Here is a 14,703-nt window from a genome sequence, read left to right as displayed (position 1 = left end):
AGCCCGCTGACCAGCGCAAACGCTGACAGCGGGCTTTCGTGTGTGTCCGGCCGTGTCCGGCTGTCCACGGCTGTTGGCGGGTGTCTGTGCCTAATACGTGCCGAAGTTTCGGCTACCCCGTCCGGTGCCCAAGCGCGGCCTGTACGCGTTGCTGCGTCAGCACATCCGAGCCGTAGAGGCACTTGGCGTAGATCTTCAGCAGGACCTCTACCGAGTGCCCGGCCCACTCCGCGACCGTAGTCGCGGGCACGCCCCCGTTCAGCCAGGTCGACACCGCCGCGTGCCGCAGGTCGTAGGGCGTGCCCGCCAGTGGGGTCGCCGCGACCTCCGGGGTGAAGGTCTCCAGCCGCGCCCGCTTCCACGCCCGGATGATGGTGAGCTTCGGCAGTTCCTCCCCGTTGCGCTCACCGCGGAACAGCCGCCCGTCCGGCGCCGTGCCGAACTGCTTCATGTGGGCGTGCAGCAGTGCGGTCAGCTCCGGCGGCGACGGCACCGGCCGGACCTCTCCCCGCGCCCGCTGCTTGAGCTGGCGTGCGTCGCGGTTCTTGCCGCTGTCTGTCCAGTGCCGACCCGCGTAGGGCTCGGCGCGTCCGACGTAGAGCGTCCCCCAGCCCGCCGCCGGAAGGGACAGGTCGTGCTTGTTCAACGCAACGGCCTCCTCCGGGCGCAGTGCCGCGTAGTACAGGCACCCGAAGAACGCGACCAGGCGCGGCCCGCTTCGGCGCTGAGTCCCCACCGACTGGATGAGCGTCCGGGCCTGCACCGGATTGGCCACCCGACGGCGGTCAATCCCCTGCGACGTCTGCGGCGCGGACCACTTCAGCGCGGGAATCGGGTTCTCGTCCAGCACGCCGCGTTCCACGGCGTACTCCATGAGCGTGCCGATAATCCTGCGCTTCCGACTCACAACCGACGGAGCGGCCTGCTCTCCGTCCACCTTCCGAGTCAAGCCGTCGAGAAGTGCGCGCAAGATATCGGGCTTTCGGAGCGCGGAAACCGGCAGCGTGCCACGCTTCAACCAGTCGAGCGCACGCACGATGTCTTCCGGCCGGTCGTCTCGGTCGCGGAGAACGGGGTTGAACGCCCACCGGCCCAGTGCGCGCCTCAGCACCTCGCTCTCCGGCCGCCCGCCTATGTTGGTGAGCATCGCCAACGTGGCGGTCATCAGCGCTTCGGCGTGCGTGCGACGCGTGGTGGCTGCCGACCTGGGCCACTTCATGTCTGCGAAGTCACAGGCCAGCGTGAACCACGGCGTCTCCTTTGACGCCCGGGCGGCTGAGACGGGCTGTCCGTCCTCCACACGGAACGCCTCTCCCTTGCGGGCTGCCGCCACCAACTCCGATCGGAAGCTCTCGGCCAACGCGGTTGTCTTGAACGGCTCTTTGAAGCGTCGGCCGCCGACCGACCATCGCACGTTATAAGTGGTGGTCCGCTTCCCCTTGTAAACGTCGGTCTTATAGATGCGGACGTCGTAGGACGTGTCCATCAGGCAGCCTCTTCGAGAGTGTTAAGCCAGCGCTCGTATTCGGCGCGGCGAATCCGAATCTCCCCGTTCGGGAGCTTGATGCATCGGGGCGCGGTTTGCTTAGCGCGCCACTCGTAGAAGGTGGATCGGGAGATGCCCATTTCCTGACAGAAGTCCTGCACAGAGAGCGGTTTTGCGGCGCTCAATGCGGTAGTCCCTTCGATGCACCGGGATGGCGCCCGGCAGACTCTGGCCCTGATCGGCGCGGACTCGGCGAAAGCGCATCGGAACCTCCTCGGTGACATGGGTGACAGCGGCACTCCCAGGTGTCACCCGGTGTTTGTGCTGGTCAGAGGGCGTCGGGTGACACGGGTGACAGCGGTGACAGTTGGGCGGTGTCTGCGCTGTCACCGGCCATGGGGACGAAGTAGCGGCCCGTGCTGTCGCGCGTGAGCTGCCCGGCGTCGGCCATCCGCGCGCACGTCTGCTTCACGTTGTCGTAAGACAGGCCGGTCGCTGCAGCGATCGCTTTCGGCGCGGTGCCGGGGTGTTCGCGGAGGTAGCGCAGGATGGTGGCGCGAGTGTCGCCGACGAGGTGGTCTATGGCGGGTCCGTCGAGCAGGTTCCATGCGCCGTGGGCGGGGTCGAAGGACAGCGCGTACTCGTTCTCCTCCACGTCGCGGCCGGTGACGTGCAGTCGTCCGTCGGCGTTGTTGCGCCCGCGTTCCAGGACCAGGACGGCGTCTGCGGCACCCGCGATGCCGTTGGTGCCGGAGATGGTCTGGAGAAAGTCATCCGATCCCGCTTTGCGGACGTGGGTGACGACCAGGACAGCAACGCCGTAGTGATCCGCGATGCGCTTGATCCGGCCGACGGCGGCGTAGTCGGCGGCGTACTGGCTGCCGCTGCTGGACTCGTGTCCGCGGACCTTGGCCAACACGTCGATGACGACCATGCGAGCGTCCGGGTTGCGATCCAGCCATGTAGCGATGGCCTTGTCTCCCCCGTCGGCCAGCGGCGGGCACTCGGTGGCCAGGGTGAGCCCGCGTGGTGCGGGTTTGCCCGCGAGCATCTTGCGCATGCGGGACTGCAACCGCCGCGCGGTGTCCTCCAACGCGAGATAGAGCACCGGCCCGGCCGTGGTGGCGATGCTGCCCATCGCGGGTTCTCCCCCGGCGATGGCCAGCCCGAGCCCCAGGCTGAGCCACGATTTGCCGACCTTCGGTGGTCCGGCGATGAGGTTGACTCCTTCGCAGATGACGCCGGGCACGGCCCACTTGGGTTCGGGGAAGTCGGCGGCCATGAGCTCGTCGGCGGTCCACGCGGTGCGCAGCTGCGGCGGGGTGTCGGGGCGAAGGGGGCGGACGACGGCGGGTGTCACGCGGCCACCCCCAGATTGCTGGTCATGGCCGTGGTGTTGAGGGTCGCGAGGACGCGTTCTCTCCATTGCAGGGCGTAGGTCAGGCAGTTGGCGCAGTTCTTGCCGCCCTTGGGGTGGCTGCCGCCGCACAGGATGAGCCGGTTGTCGGGGTGTTTCTGGGCGGCGTAGAACGCATCCGCCGACCAGGCCAAGGAGTCGGATGAGGTGACGAGGTGCCCATAGCGTCGCAAGCCGAGGATCTTGGCCCCGAGGATGTGCAGACGGCGCAGTCCGCGCGCCCGCAGGGCGAGGATGATGCGGTGGGCTTCGGCGGTGCCTTGACGTCGGCACATCGAACCCACGAGCACCAGGGGTTGACTGGTCAGATCGATGCCCGCTTCTTCGATCATGTCGGCGCAGCGCAGGTAGTCATCGGGCTCGTAGCCCTGCACCGCCCATGCCCACGGCAGGTCAGGGGCGATCATCGACAGTTCTACGGCGTTGTCGCGGGTGCGGCGCAGGTGCTCGAGCACGCTGAGCTTGGTCCCGGCGAACACCTGCCGCCCGACCCGGCCGCCCTTGATGACGATGGGCTCACACATCCAGTCCTGCGGCGCGGCCCACGCCAGGTTGCCGATCTCGTCACGGTAGCGGCGCACGCGTGACGCGTACTCCCGCGCCGTGACCGTCCACCTGCCGTACTTCTGCAACTCGGTGAACCCTCCGGAGTCGTTGGCCCACCGTGCAGCTGCGCGCGGCAGCCGCTTGCGCTCCCGCAACCGGGTGTCGGAGACGAACAGCGGCACCCCCGCGTGCTCCAGCCACCCCGTCTGATGAGTTCCCATCAGAAAGTCCTCGGGCTTCACGCCGCCACCTGCCGGGGACGGCGGGCACCGGCCCGCAGGCCGCTGGTGATGGTGCCCTCGGCGGTGTGGGCGCTGTACGCGCCGACGGCGAGGTGCCCGGCGGCGGCGCGCAGCAGGGTGGCGCGGACCTCGGTCTCGGTGAGCGCGCCCCCGGCTACGAGCTGCCCGAGCGCGCACGCGGCGACGTAGAGGGCGCGGTTGCGTTCGCCGCTGGTGGCACCTTCGACGCGGGCGACTTCGGCGGCGATTGCATTGTTCAGGTAGCGGTCGCGGCGGTCGCTGCCGTGGCGCAGCGGGATCGGGGCGGCCGGCGCCGCCGGGATCGGCTTGGGTGTCAGGAGGGTGGTCAGCCAGTCGGGCAGGGGCGCGACGGGAGCGGGGTGGACGGTGTAGGGGCGGCCGTCGATCAGGGAGCCGGGCGCGGCGACGCAGCCGCCCCATGCACGGGTATCGACCTTCCAACCGAGCCCGTTGCCGCGCTCCCCCGCGGTGCAGCGCAGCCGGACGCCCGCCGGGGCGGTGAAGTACAGGTGCAGCCCGCCGCTCGGGGTGCCGACAAGGTAGGTGTCCAGCGGCACCGGGTGCCCGGCCTGCTCGGCGAGCGCCGCGAGCACGTCCAACCCTTCGGCGATGCCGGGGGTGTTCCACGGCGGCGGTGCCGGGTCGTCGTCGGGTTTGGCGGTGTCGAGGTCGACCACGACCAGTCCGGCGGGGCCGGTGGCGATGCCGATGTTGTACGGCCCGGCGGACCAGCAGCGGCGGATGCGGTCGGGGTCGAGGGTGGCGCGGGCCTCCCAGTTCTTGACGGCGGGGGCCTTGCCGCCGGGGACCATGGGGAAGACGGGCCAGCCGCGGGCGGCGGCGGCCAGCGCGGCGGACAGCATCGGCGTGCTCATCGTGTCGTGTCCCCTTCCAACCATCGGACGCTGCGGACGCCGTTGTTCTGTCGTGTCCCCTGTGTGGGCTGCGGGGAGCGGGCGCGGGGTGTTCATCGGACGCGCTTGCCGTTGACCCGAACCTGACCCGTGACGCGTCCGATGTGGATGTTGTCGGGGTCGGCGGTGACGGACACGTCGCCGGTGACGCCGTGGACGGTGACCTGGTTGTCGCCGGTCACCACGGTGTGGTCCCCGGCCCCTGACGCGGTGGCGGCCTGGCGGGCGCGGCGTTGGGCGTCGGCGACGCGCTCGTGCACGTTCTCCATGTGAGCGCGCAAGGTCTCGGCGTGGTCGGCCTGCGGCTGGGACGTGGGTTGCTGCCCGGTGGGGGCGGGGCGGGCGCCGGGACCGTTGATGGTGATGTTGCCGTTGCTGTCGGCCTGCCAGTCCCGCCGGTCGAGGGGGCCGGTGTGGCCGGTGATGGTGATGTTGTCGCGTCCCTCCACACGGGTGGTGGCGTGAACCTGTGCGGCGCTGCGGCGGGCGTGGGACTGGGCGTCCATCTTGGCGATCTGCGCGGCGACGGCTTCCTGTTCGGCGGCCCGGGCCGCCTCACTGTCGCCTGCCGCCCGGGCAGCCTGGTACAGCTCGTGGGCGCGCCGCACCCGGTCCTCGGCGGCGGCGACCGGGTCGGCGGTCGCGGATGCGTCGGGCGTGGTGGTGTCGGGTCGCTGGTCCTCGCCGTGACGGGCGGGGGCGGGGCGGTCGGTGTTGTTGTCGCCGGTGATGTCGTGTCCCCTGTCCTGTGGCAGCGGGTGGGCGGCGGCCACCCGTTCGCGGTCGGTCTGGGCGGCGGTGAGGCGCTGTTCAGCGGCGGCGATGCCGTCGGGGTCACCGGCGGCGCGGGCGGTGCGCAGGGCGTTGCGGGCGCGCTCGACCCGCTTGTTCGCGGTGTTGAGGGCGCGGGTGCGGGCGCGGTTGCTGCTGCTGGGGCAGCGGCGGTGGCTGCGGCACATGTCGTGTCCCCTACGATCCAGTCACGGTGTGTGACGGCGGGTGGGTGTGGTCGGTGGGCGGCGGGGTGGTGCGCCGCGGCGTGGGGCGAGAGGGGTTCAGGGAAGGTCGGACAGGGGCGCACGGGCCGCGCTTGGGCGGGTTTCCGCAGGTCCGACCTGCGCTTTGTTGATCTTCCCTGTGTGGTGTCGTGGCTGTTGGGGGCAGGGAAGGGAGGGCAGGGAAGGTGTCAGGGGAAAATCCCTGCCGCTGTGCGCTTCCCTGCCTGCTTCCCTGCCCCGGTGGCGGTGGTCGCTAGGCGCTGTCGAGGTGCCCGATGGTGTCCTCGCCGTCGCCGGGTTGGTCACGTTCGGTGATGGCGGTGGTGATGTCGTCGGCGCGGATGACGCTCTGGCCGTCGCTGCGGCGGATGGGGACGTCGATGTCCTCAAGGGCGGCGGCGAAGGTCTTGGTGGTCCAGTCGCCGTAGTGGGCGGGGTTGTGCTCGGTCAGTGCCCGCAGCACCAGGACGGTGCGCATGCGCTTCTCGCCGCCCAGGACGTGGGCGAGGTCGGCGAGGAAGTCCACCGCCGCGGCCTGATCGCCCTCGTCGTCGGCGGGCGCGGGCTGGTCGGCCCGCAGCGCCAGGGCGCGTTCCACGACGGGTGTCACCTCGTCGATGCCGTCGCCTTTGCGGAGGTAGAACGACCGCAGCAGGCCGGGTTTGGCCATGATGCCGCGCACCATGGCGGTGCCGATGTCGCCGGGGCCTTCGGCGGTCTTGGGTTCCAGCGAGACCGCGGAGATACCGGCCTTGTAGCTGCCGGTGCCGAGTACGGCGTCGTTGGACTGCTGGTCGCCGATGGCGAAGCACGCCTTGCACGAGATGACGGCCATGACCTTGCGCGGCAACGAGTCCGTCGATGCCTCGGGGGTGGCGAACACGAGGGTGATGCCGTACTTGCGGGCCGCCGAGATGAGCTTGACGGTGATGTCGGCGGCGGCCTCGCCGTGGTCGGCGTTCATGAACAGCGCCTGGCACTCGTCCACGACCACGATGCGCGGGCGCAGCCTTCCGTCCTTGGCGGCGAGTTTGCGGGTCACCGCCCGTTCCCCGTGCTCCTTGAGCGCCCTGCCGCGCGTCTCCAACTCTTCGTAGAGCGCGCGGAGGGTGGCCACGCACGCCGCGACGGTGTCCTCGTCGGCCCCGGTGCGCAGCGTCCGCAGCCGCGGGCGCATCGGGTCGTAGTCGGCATTCTGCGCCAAGACGAACACGTCCACGTCCACCAGCGGATCGAGGATGGCCCCGGCCAACAGGGTGATGATCAGGGTGGACTTGCCCGAGCCCATCACCCCGGCGACGGCGTAGTTGGTCTCCGACAGGCGCCCGTGGACGATCTCGCCGCGGATGTTCACCCCGAGCGGGACGCCGGTGAAGTAGTCGGTGCTGCCCTCCTCCAGCAGCGGCCACGGCTCCACCGGCCCGGACAGCGCGCCCTGGTCGGCGACCCACAGGTCCAGCACACCGGGCTTGCTCTTGGGCTCGCTGGGCCACACCTCCACGGGCAGCCGCACCAGGTTGTGGGCGAGCACGGTCTTGCGGCGCACGATCTCCTCCACCGGCACGCCGCGGGGCAGCACGAGCTGCATGCGCCAGCCCTTGCCGTCGCGGTGCGGCGGCTCCACCCAGGTCGGGGTGACCGACGACCCCCACCCTTCCTTGAACGCCTGCCGCAGCGCCGGGAGTCCGCCCAGGTGGCGCAGTGCCCCGAGCACGGCGGACTCGTCGGGGATGATGCTGCGCCCGTCGGCGGCGACCGGTTCGGCCGGAGCGGCCCACACCGGCAGCGTGCCGCGGTCACGCCCGGCCGGGATCACCCGCGCCAACCACGTGATAGCTCCGGCGGTGGCCCATGCCCACCAGTACGAGCCGACCGGGGACGCGTCGACCACAGCGGCCCAGAACTCCACAGTGGAGTTCCACCGGTCGATGAGCGAACCGGCCCCCAGCATGGACTCCACCGCGGCGTGCCCGAGCACGACCACGTGACCGGTGACGAACACGATGGCCACGCCACCGGACCAGTACAGGACCTCGATGCGCTTGCGGCGGTTGCGCTCGGCGGCGCCGTTCTTGCGCGCCTCCAACACCTCCTCCAGGCCGCGCAGGGTGTGGAAGTCCTCGGCGGACTTGGCGTTGAGCCGCAGCGTGGTGATGGCCTGCTCCAAGTCCAGGTGCTTGCGCCGGGCGCGGCGCTCCGCACGGCGGATGCGCGACCCGGCGATGGCGTACCCGGCGTTGCGCATCACCGCCCGCCCGGCCCGGCGGGTGCGCTCGTGGGTCACCCCGACCCGCACCACCCGCACCACCACGCCCGCGGCGTTGCGGGCGCGTTGGGCGGCCAGGCGGCGGTCCAGCGCCGCGGACTCCTCCTCGGAGACCAGCTCACCGGACACCACCGGGCCGGTCGTGTCCCCCGCCGGGCCGCGCAGCGGGATCACCTCGGCACCGCCCCGGTCGTCGTCGTACTCGTCGTGGTGGACGCTCATGCCGGGACCCCCTGTCCGGTGGTGTCGCCGCGGTCGTCGGTGAGGATGTGGGTGACCACGATGGCCACCTCGGCGCGGCAGCGCAGCAGCTTCTGCACCTGCACGCGGGTCGGGCGCGGCGGGAGCTTCCCGGCGTCGATCGCGGCGCGGGCGCGGGCGACCAGGCCGGGAACGCGCTGCGCGGCGCGGTCGGTCAGCGTGGGCAGCGGGGTGGGCGTATGCGCTGTTCCCGGGGTGTTCCCGCCGTTCCCGCCCGCAGGCGGCGCGGGCAGGGCGGACAGGTACTCGCCGATCTCCGCGGCGAGCGCGTCGGCGGCCGGGTCGACCTCCGGGAGCGCGGCGACCGGCAGCCCGGGAACGGCGGTGTCGAGCAGCCGCACCCGCCCGAACCGGCGGGCCGCGCGCACGGTGCGGGGGCGGAACACCAGTGTCGCGTCCCCCGTCGCCGTCACCTGGGCGGCGGCGTCACGGACGGCGGCCAGGCGCACCGTGAGCACCCGTCGCCGTGCCCGCGCGGCGACGCGGGCTGCGTCACGCTCGGCGCGGGTGCGGCGCGGCCTGGGCGGGCGGGCGGCCACCAACTGGTGCACGATCACCCCGCCGACGGACACCAGCGCCATCACCACACCGTGCGCCGGGCTCTGCTGCGCGCCGTGGGCGTAGTTCATCGCCGCGGCCATCGCCGCCGACACCCACACCCCGGCCTGAAGCCAGAACGTGGGGCGCTCGGCGCGGGCGGCCATCGCGACGGCGAACGCGAACACCCACATACAGCCCTCGGTGAACCCGGGCAGCAGCACACCCCACCCGCCGAACACCTCACGCCCGTAGGCGGCCATCGCGGGCCACGCCAGCACGGCAGGGATGACGATGACCGGAACGAACATCAGGTCCAGCACGTTCGCCCGCACCCACCCGGCCAACGCGGCGCGACGGGCCGCGCGCTGGGCGGCGCGGGCGGCGGTGGCCTCGGTGCGCAGCCGCTTCCGCGCCGCCTGGTTCTCCCGCCGCAGCCGCGCGGCGGCCTCGGCGTCGGCCCGGCGCCGCTGGGCGGCGGCGTCCTGGTCGGCCCGACGCTGCTCGGCGGCCGCGGCCTTGTCGGCGCGCCGCTCCTGCTGCCAAGTGCTCATCGCTTGCCCCCCTTCAGCGCGGCGATGCACGCCGGACACGTCAGCTTCGAGAACCACGTCGTGACCCGGCGGGCCTTGGCCTCCTGCTTGCTCCACTTGATCCCGCACAAGGTGGTGACGCTGCCGTCCCACCACGAGACCTTTCCCCGATGCACCTGGATGCCACTCATCGGACGCTCACCCCCGCCCGCTCGGCGCGCGGCAGCGACAGACGCGGCCGGATCGGCAGTCCACGGGAGAGCACCAGGGCCAGCAACAGCGCGGGCACCCCGAACGCCAACACCTGAACCGGCGGGCTGTCCACGATGGACACCAGCAGCCACTGCGCCCCGCCGATCCCGGCGGCCACCAGCAGCACCTTCCACAGCAACACCGCGCCCACCAGGGCCAGCAGCACCACCACCATCGCCAACGCGTTCATCGCCGACCTCCCTTGCGGGCGGCCTTCTTGTCCTGCTTGCGCTGCTTGGCCAGCCGCTTGCAGGTCGGGCACTCGGGGTTTAGGTGCAGCCCGAAGATGCTGCTCTGCTCGACCTTGAACGTCAGCCCGCACAGCGTGGTGGACACGCCGCGCCACCAGTGGCGTTCGGCCTCGATGTGCATGATGAATCGCTCTTTGGCCATCAGTGGTCACCTCCGTGACGCAGTTCGTGGGCGTGGACGCGGGCCGCGGTCGCGCACTGGGCGGCGTGGGCGGCCTGGGCGGGGGTGGTGCCGGTGTCAGCGGCGATGGCGTCCAACAGGTCGGCCTTGCGGTCGAACCAGTCGGCGACCACGTCCGGCGGGGCGGCCGGGGTGGGCCGTGCGGTCATGACCTCGCCGATCTCGCGCAGCAGGCTCATCACCGCTCACCTCCCGCGGCGTCGGCGCACTCGGGCGAGCCGTAGACGTGCAGGCGGCCGGTGCAGGTGCAGGCCCCGGCGGTGAAGTCCTCCGCCAGGCCGCGCGGGACCGGCGGCAACGCGCCGCCGTTGGTGGTCGGGCTCGGGGTCATGCCGCACCCCCGCACACGTGGGGGAGGGTGGTGGCGGCGGTCTGCCCGAGCACCATGCACCGCAGGTCGGTGTCCTGGTCCAGGGTGGGGGCGTAACCGAGCAGCCACGCCCCGACGGCGACCCGGAACACGCGGGTCACCGCGTCGCTGCCCTTCTTGTAGGTGGGGGCCTGGTGCAGCAGGTAGGACGCCTGCCACCACGCCTGCTCATCCCCCGGTTCGGCGGTGGCCAGCAGCCGCAGCGCGGCCTCCCGGATCACCGCCCGGTCGCGGCTGGTCGCGGTCACCACATAGATCGGGTCGCCGCCGATCTCCATGCGGGAGGCGTCCAGGCCGCGGGCGGTCACCCGTTCAGCCAGTTCCGCCCCGGCCCGCCGCGCGGTCTCGCCGCGGATGAGCCGGTTGCCGGTGACCCGGGCGCCGTCCGGGAGGGTGACGACGTTGTCCAACACCTCGCCGCCGGGGCACTCGGCGGCGAAGCGCGCCAGGGCGGCCCGCCCGTAGGCTTCGGTGATGCGGGCGGCGCGGGTGTCGACCCCGCCGACGTAGGTCAGCGTCTCCGCGTCCCACCGCGCGCCCTCGTAGAACCTGCCGACCCTGCCGATCCGGTCCAGGTTCGGCGAGTCGTCGGTGATCGGCGTGCGGAACCGCTCGGCGTCCGCGCCGACGTTGCCGACCCCGCCCACGATCGCACCCCGCCGAGCCAGCGCGTAGCGCCAGGCCAACGCCCGCTCATACGTCGCCGCGACCGCCGCGCACCGCTCCCGCGCGGTCGCGTCCGGCGTCACATCCATCTGCAACCGCCAGAACAGCATCCGCGCCGCGTCCGCCTGCTCATCGGCGAACGCGCTCACCTGCTCCTGGTCGACCCCGGCCCGCAACGCCAGATACGGCGTCGGGAAGTTCCCGGAGGTGATCCGTGCCGATACCATCAGTACCTCTCCACTGCTCACGTGGTGGTTGGGAACCCCGGCCCGGCGGTCCTTCCGCCAAGAACGCCCGTCGGTCCGGGGGCTGATGCTCTGGTTGGTGGTCATCAGGCGGCCTCGCCGTCGTGCGAGGAGTCGCACGGCCAGCAGCGGCGGCCGTTGAACCGCGGCAACCGGTACGGCGCGATCCGGCCGCACTCGGTGCACGTGCGCAGCACCCGCTGCGCCTTCTCCAGCGAGACAAGCTGCGCCGTGGTCGCACCCGGCGACGGCTGCGCCAGGTCCAGCCGGTACAGCGCGGCCCACCGTCGCCCGCGACGCCACTTGAGCTGCGCGACCCAGTCCTGCCCACCCGGGCACAGACCGCGTTCCCGCAGCTGCCGCCGCGTCGCCAGACCAGGCGGGGCCGACCGGAACCCGAACGTCGGCACACCGTCCACCACACGGCCCGGCCAGAACTGGCCGTTCCACGGCAGACGAACCACCCGGGCGGACATCACGCGGCCCGGCCGGGGAACGCAACGCGCTGCTGCTGCAACTCCCGCACGATCCGAACGGCGTTGCGGGTGACCTGCCGCCGCTCCCGGCGCAGGTCCAGCGGACGCAGGGCGAACGGCGAGGTCGGCCGACGCACCGGCTTGACGGATGCGTCCACCTCCGCCAACAGCCGGTCGATGACCTCCTCGGTGAGGCCATCGGGGTAGTGAGGGGCGTTCACTGTCGCTTCTCCGATCCGCGAACCTCTTTGGTCCGCTTGGTACGGACCATACGCACCACGGCGCGCGTCGTGCAAGCACTTGGTACGATCCAAGCGAACCAAAACGGCTCAGGAGAGGCGGCCCGAGTGGACGCGCGGACCCGGTGGCAAGTGATCTACAACGAGCTACGCGAGGCCATTGAGCAGGGAAAATACAAGGCTGGCGAACAGGTGCCAGCAGAGCGTGAGCTAGCGGAAACCTACGGTGTCGCCCGCTCTACCGCCCGCACCGCTCTCACCCGATTGGAGCAAGCTGGGCTCGTGACAGCCGGGGCGGGCAGCCTAGGCAGGACTGTTCGGCAGACCCTCTCAATCCACTTCGACGCCTCCAAGTTCGAGCTCGGTTACCGCGACGACGCAGTCCGCGGCGTTGACCAGTGGCTCAACGACGTAGAGCACCAAGGGTGGGAGGGTCGCCAGCAGGTGACCGTGACAACCAGGGCGGCCACAGCCGACGTGGCACGCTGGCTTGACATGGAGCCGGACACGCGCGTTGTGCGTCGGCGGCGCATCCGGTCGGTACGCAAAGCGCCAGGTATCGAGTGGATTCCTGTCATGGTCGCGGATTCCTGGTTTCCAGAAGACGTGGCGAACCGGACCGTTGACGGCGTGGCACCACTCCTGTTGGAGCGAGACATCACGATGCCGGGCGGAATCATCCGGAGTATCGGAATCCGTCAGGCTAAGTTCGTAGACGAGATTCGGGCGCGCATGCCCCGCGATGAGGAAGTCACCCTACTTGCTCTCCCAGCGGGCACACCGGTAGGAGAGCACGCCAGGATCGGAATTGATGACACCGGGCGGCGAATTCGCGTGCTCGTCAGCGTGTTCGCTGGCGATCGGCAATTCGTACGCTACGAGCTTCCTGTCGGTCACGACGAAGACAGCAAAGGTGCCAATGATGACCGATGACGGGAGCCTTACAGTCCGACCCGCGCGTTCTGATGAGCTGCCGGCCGTGCTCTCCCTGCTTGACGAAGCTGCGGCCTGGTTGCAGGCACGCGGCATCAATCAGTGGCCGTCGTCTTTCACCAAAGATGCAACTTGGCGGATGGAGAGAATAAAGTCTTATGTCGATAGAGGGCTTACGTTCCTCGCGTTCGATACGTCAGGTGAGGCCATCGGCACCTTCACCTTGACGGAACAAGCGGACCCGGAATTCGCTCATGGCTGGCCGGACGGAACCGAGAATGCGCTCTACTTGTTCCGGATGGCCGTGACTCGTTCCGCAAACGGCTCTAACGCTGGTGGCCGAATTCTCGACTGGGCCGCGCGCGAGGCTGGGCGACGGGGCAAAAAGTGGCTGCGAATCGACATTCACCGGCTCAATCCCGCACTACGCGACTACTACGAACGGCGCGGGTTCGTGCGCGTCGGTGAAGTGTTAGCCCCTGACCCGACCGTACCCGGCCGAATCCGTGGCTCGGGCACCCTCATGCAACGACCCGCGACGGACTAACGCGCGCGCCCTTCCTCCCGCAGCTGAGGCGGCGCAGCGTCGGCTGGCATCAGAGATTCAGGTTTCGCACTCGCGTCACCCTCCTGGCAACAATTATCAGATAGATAGCAAACGCCGCTAAACCCGATAGAAACCACCACAGGAGAGACTTGACCGCTGGCGTGAAAACATCGGGGCCAACACTCAGATAGTATATCGGAAGCGCGAGACCCACGATAGAGTAGTAGAGCAAAACAACGAGACCAGAATACAATACGGCCTTAGGCCTACCCAGCGCGTAATATTGGTTGACGTAACGCCTGCGCTCCTCCTCCAAGTCAGCCAAATGCTGGCCTGCCCGTTGCAACTCTCCAATTCTTTCATCCCTTAACCGTGCACGTCGGGCGACGATCCAAGCTGGCTCGATCCCGGAAATGGCAATGTCGATAGGATCAACAAAGCCGAACCCACCCGACCTCGAGGCGGCCCGCTTTTTCTTAGCTATCGCAACCTTGTATAGCAGTTTGTGTACGACCTCCCATGCCGCTTCTCGACGGATCGTCACATCTTTTAGGCGAGCCACGCGAAAGGACTCCCAATCAGATTCATCTCGCAATTGGTTCAGAGTTTTGGCGGAATCTTGCGCGTAGGGTCGGATCTTCTCAAGCGCCGCCCCAGCCTCGGACTTCACTGACGCTAGAACCGTCGCCAAGTAGTCATCTGGCGCATCCACATAGATATTCGCAACTCTGATGAGCTCCGCCAGATCAGACTCTCCCCTTATTATCTTTTCCAGCACAGCATGATCATTGAACAGTTCGTCAGCTTCTTTTCTATAATGACTCTCACGAGCCTCCTCCTCCCGAGCTCTAGCCAATTCGACTCGCGCGGTCGCGTCGCCCACCAAGCGTCGAAGAGTTTGCTGTTCACTCTCCATTCCCACGAACCGACTTACCAAAAAACCACCAACGATGGCGACCATGCCAGCCGTGGAACCTGCCATGGCCGTTAGAAAGTCATTCGGACCCGTCACGTGCTAACCCTAGCCAGCGGTGCAACGATTACAAGTCCCTGCCCAAACTGGGTGAACGCCGAACAACCCGTAACACCCGTACATCACGCCTTAGTACGTGGGTTCAGTGCCCCTCGTTGGCTCGGAGACAAGCCGGAGCCGAAGATCCCCTTCTCTCTTGTCCTCGCATGCCCCCGAGGGGGTGCGCTTGGTGCAGCTCCACTGCACCAAGCGTGCAAGCAGGTGGATAGCGCGACCTAGGCGATATGGGGGGGTTACTAGAACGGGCTGGTGGGATGCGGCACCGCAGTAGAGCGGCGCGCAAAGGTGT

The 14,703-nt window shown here is 69.5% G+C and carries 19 protein-coding genes; 2 read left to right on the top strand and 17 right to left on the bottom strand.

Annotated elements, in window-relative coordinates; genetic code table 11:
- Nucleotides 1-112 precede the first annotated feature (112 nt).
- The 16 genes from IEY98_RS32255 to IEY98_RS32180 all read right to left on the bottom strand — a co-directional run bounded on the left by IEY98_RS32255 (nt 113) and on the right by IEY98_RS32180 (nt 11,883).
- On the bottom strand, nt 113-1,486 hold the full coding sequence (locus IEY98_RS32255) for a tyrosine-type recombinase/integrase (RefSeq protein ID WP_189214499.1): 1,374 nt from the start codon (nt 1,484-1,486) through the stop codon (nt 113-115).
- Entirely contained in the window at nt 1,486-1,770 is a 285-nt protein-coding gene (locus tag IEY98_RS32995; RefSeq protein ID WP_189214502.1) for a helix-turn-helix transcriptional regulator, read from the bottom strand. The genes IEY98_RS32255 and IEY98_RS32995 overlap by 1 nt, the downstream gene beginning before the upstream one ends.
- Nucleotides 1,771-1,814: 44 nt before the next feature.
- A complete protein-coding gene (locus IEY98_RS32245; RefSeq protein ID WP_229787869.1) occupies nt 1,815-2,768 on the bottom strand; it encodes an AAA family ATPase in 954 nt (317 codons plus the stop codon).
- A gap of 74 nt (nt 2,769-2,842) precedes the next feature.
- Complete coding sequence (locus IEY98_RS32240; protein ID WP_229787867.1) at nt 2,843-3,691, bottom strand: deazapurine DNA modification protein DpdA family protein; 849 nt, start codon at nt 3,689-3,691, stop codon at nt 2,843-2,845.
- A complete protein-coding gene (locus tag IEY98_RS32235) occupies nt 3,688-4,587 on the bottom strand; it encodes a bifunctional DNA primase/polymerase (RefSeq protein ID WP_189214497.1) in 900 nt (299 codons plus the stop codon). Before IEY98_RS32235 ends, IEY98_RS32240 begins: the two co-directional genes overlap by 4 nt.
- A gap of 92 nt (nt 4,588-4,679) precedes the next feature.
- Complete coding sequence (locus tag IEY98_RS32230) at nt 4,680-5,585, bottom strand: hypothetical protein (protein WP_189214496.1); 906 nt, start codon at nt 5,583-5,585, stop codon at nt 4,680-4,682.
- A gap of 292 nt (nt 5,586-5,877) precedes the next feature.
- Nucleotides 5,878-8,112 carry an FtsK/SpoIIIE domain-containing protein gene (locus IEY98_RS32225; RefSeq protein ID WP_189214495.1) on the bottom strand — a complete coding sequence of 745 codons (2,235 nt, stop codon included), beginning with the start codon at nt 8,110-8,112 and terminating at the stop codon, nt 5,878-5,880.
- Nucleotides 8,109-9,242, bottom strand: coding sequence for a hypothetical protein (locus IEY98_RS32220; protein WP_189214494.1), 1,134 nt, complete (start codon nt 9,240-9,242; stop codon nt 8,109-8,111). Before IEY98_RS32220 ends, IEY98_RS32225 begins: the two co-directional genes overlap by 4 nt.
- Nucleotides 9,239-9,412 carry a hypothetical protein gene (locus IEY98_RS32215; protein ID WP_189214493.1) on the bottom strand — a complete coding sequence of 58 codons (174 nt, stop codon included), beginning with the start codon at nt 9,410-9,412 and terminating at the stop codon, nt 9,239-9,241. The genes IEY98_RS32220 and IEY98_RS32215 overlap by 4 nt, the downstream gene beginning before the upstream one ends.
- Nucleotides 9,409-9,663, bottom strand: a complete 255-nt coding sequence (locus IEY98_RS32210; RefSeq protein WP_189214492.1) for a hypothetical protein — start codon at nt 9,661-9,663, stop codon at nt 9,409-9,411. The genes IEY98_RS32215 and IEY98_RS32210 overlap by 4 nt, the downstream gene beginning before the upstream one ends.
- Nucleotides 9,660-9,866 carry a hypothetical protein gene (locus IEY98_RS32205; protein ID WP_189214491.1) on the bottom strand — a complete coding sequence of 69 codons (207 nt, stop codon included), beginning with the start codon at nt 9,864-9,866 and terminating at the stop codon, nt 9,660-9,662. The genes IEY98_RS32210 and IEY98_RS32205 overlap by 4 nt, the downstream gene beginning before the upstream one ends.
- Nucleotides 9,866-10,084, bottom strand: a complete 219-nt coding sequence (locus IEY98_RS32200; protein WP_189214490.1) for a hypothetical protein — start codon at nt 10,082-10,084, stop codon at nt 9,866-9,868. The genes IEY98_RS32205 and IEY98_RS32200 overlap by 1 nt, the downstream gene beginning before the upstream one ends.
- Entirely contained in the window at nt 10,084-10,236 is a 153-nt protein-coding gene (locus tag IEY98_RS32195) for a hypothetical protein (protein WP_189214489.1), read from the bottom strand. The genes IEY98_RS32200 and IEY98_RS32195 overlap by 1 nt, the downstream gene beginning before the upstream one ends.
- Nucleotides 10,233-11,168: a hypothetical protein gene (locus IEY98_RS32190; RefSeq protein WP_189214488.1), complete on the bottom strand. Its 936-nt coding sequence runs from the start codon at nt 11,166-11,168 to the stop codon at nt 10,233-10,235. Before IEY98_RS32190 ends, IEY98_RS32195 begins: the two co-directional genes overlap by 4 nt.
- 104 nt (nt 11,169-11,272) lie before the next feature.
- Nucleotides 11,273-11,596, bottom strand: coding sequence for an RRQRL motif-containing zinc-binding protein (locus IEY98_RS32185; protein WP_229787864.1), 324 nt, complete (start codon nt 11,594-11,596; stop codon nt 11,273-11,275).
- Nucleotides 11,597-11,661: 65 nt separating this feature from the next.
- The gene (locus tag IEY98_RS32180) at nt 11,662-11,883 is read right to left on the bottom strand and encodes a hypothetical protein (RefSeq protein WP_189214487.1); all 222 of its coding nucleotides are present in this window, start codon (nt 11,881-11,883) and stop codon (nt 11,662-11,664) included.
- A gap of 150 nt (nt 11,884-12,033) precedes the next feature.
- On the opposite strand from IEY98_RS32180, the gene IEY98_RS32175 reads away from it, so the two are divergent.
- Both IEY98_RS32175 and IEY98_RS32170 read left to right on the top strand, forming a co-directional pair.
- Entirely contained in the window at nt 12,034-12,834 is an 801-nt protein-coding gene (locus IEY98_RS32175) for a GntR family transcriptional regulator (RefSeq protein WP_189214486.1), read from the top strand.
- Nucleotides 12,824-13,381, top strand: a complete 558-nt coding sequence (locus tag IEY98_RS32170) for a GNAT family N-acetyltransferase (RefSeq protein WP_189214485.1) — start codon at nt 12,824-12,826, stop codon at nt 13,379-13,381. The genes IEY98_RS32175 and IEY98_RS32170 overlap by 11 nt, the downstream gene beginning before the upstream one ends.
- Before the next feature lie 49 nt (nt 13,382-13,430).
- On the opposite strand, the gene IEY98_RS32165 is transcribed toward IEY98_RS32170, so the two are convergent.
- On the bottom strand, nt 13,431-14,393 hold the full coding sequence (locus tag IEY98_RS32165) for a hypothetical protein (RefSeq protein ID WP_189214484.1): 963 nt from the start codon (nt 14,391-14,393) through the stop codon (nt 13,431-13,433).
- Nucleotides 14,394-14,703: the final 310 nt, after the last annotated feature.

The organism is Actinokineospora fastidiosa (assembly GCF_014648415.1).
Taxonomy (GTDB): domain Bacteria; phylum Actinomycetota; class Actinomycetes; order Mycobacteriales; family Pseudonocardiaceae; genus Actinokineospora; species Actinokineospora fastidiosa.
Note: the sequence above shows the minus strand (reverse complement) of the source record. Positions and strands in the feature narration are given on the sequence as shown.

Coding starts and splice junctions, on each gene's coding strand:
- IEY98_RS32230 (WP_189214496.1), bottom strand. CDS start 5,585: ATGTGCCGCAGCCACCGCCGCTGCCCCAGCAGCAGCAACCGCGCCCGC.
- IEY98_RS32220 (WP_189214494.1), bottom strand. CDS start 9,242: ATGAGCACTTGGCAGCAGGAGCGGCGCGCCGACAAGGCCGCGGCCGCC.
- IEY98_RS32215 (WP_189214493.1), bottom strand. CDS start 9,412: ATGAGTGGCATCCAGGTGCATCGGGGAAAGGTCTCGTGGTGGGACGGC.
- IEY98_RS32245 (WP_229787869.1), bottom strand. CDS start 2,768: ATGGCCGCCGACTTCCCCGAACCCAAGTGGGCCGTGCCCGGCGTCATC.
- IEY98_RS32235 (WP_189214497.1), bottom strand. CDS start 4,587: ATGAGCACGCCGATGCTGTCCGCCGCGCTGGCCGCCGCCGCCCGCGGC.
- IEY98_RS32995 (WP_189214502.1), bottom strand. CDS start 1,770: ATGTCACCGAGGAGGTTCCGATGCGCTTTCGCCGAGTCCGCGCCGATC.
- IEY98_RS32170 (WP_189214485.1), top strand. CDS start 12,824: ATGACCGATGACGGGAGCCTTACAGTCCGACCCGCGCGTTCTGATGAG.
- IEY98_RS32210 (WP_189214492.1), bottom strand. CDS start 9,663: ATGAACGCGTTGGCGATGGTGGTGGTGCTGCTGGCCCTGGTGGGCGCG.
- IEY98_RS32205 (WP_189214491.1), bottom strand. CDS start 9,866: ATGGCCAAAGAGCGATTCATCATGCACATCGAGGCCGAACGCCACTGG.
- IEY98_RS32255 (WP_189214499.1), bottom strand. CDS start 1,486: ATGGACACGTCCTACGACGTCCGCATCTATAAGACCGACGTTTACAAG.
- IEY98_RS32190 (WP_189214488.1), bottom strand. CDS start 11,168: ATGGTATCGGCACGGATCACCTCCGGGAACTTCCCGACGCCGTATCTG.
- IEY98_RS32225 (WP_189214495.1), bottom strand. CDS start 8,112: ATGAGCGTCCACCACGACGAGTACGACGACGACCGGGGCGGTGCCGAG.
- IEY98_RS32200 (WP_189214490.1), bottom strand. CDS start 10,084: ATGAGCCTGCTGCGCGAGATCGGCGAGGTCATGACCGCACGGCCCACC.
- IEY98_RS32195 (WP_189214489.1), bottom strand. CDS start 10,236: ATGACCCCGAGCCCGACCACCAACGGCGGCGCGTTGCCGCCGGTCCCG.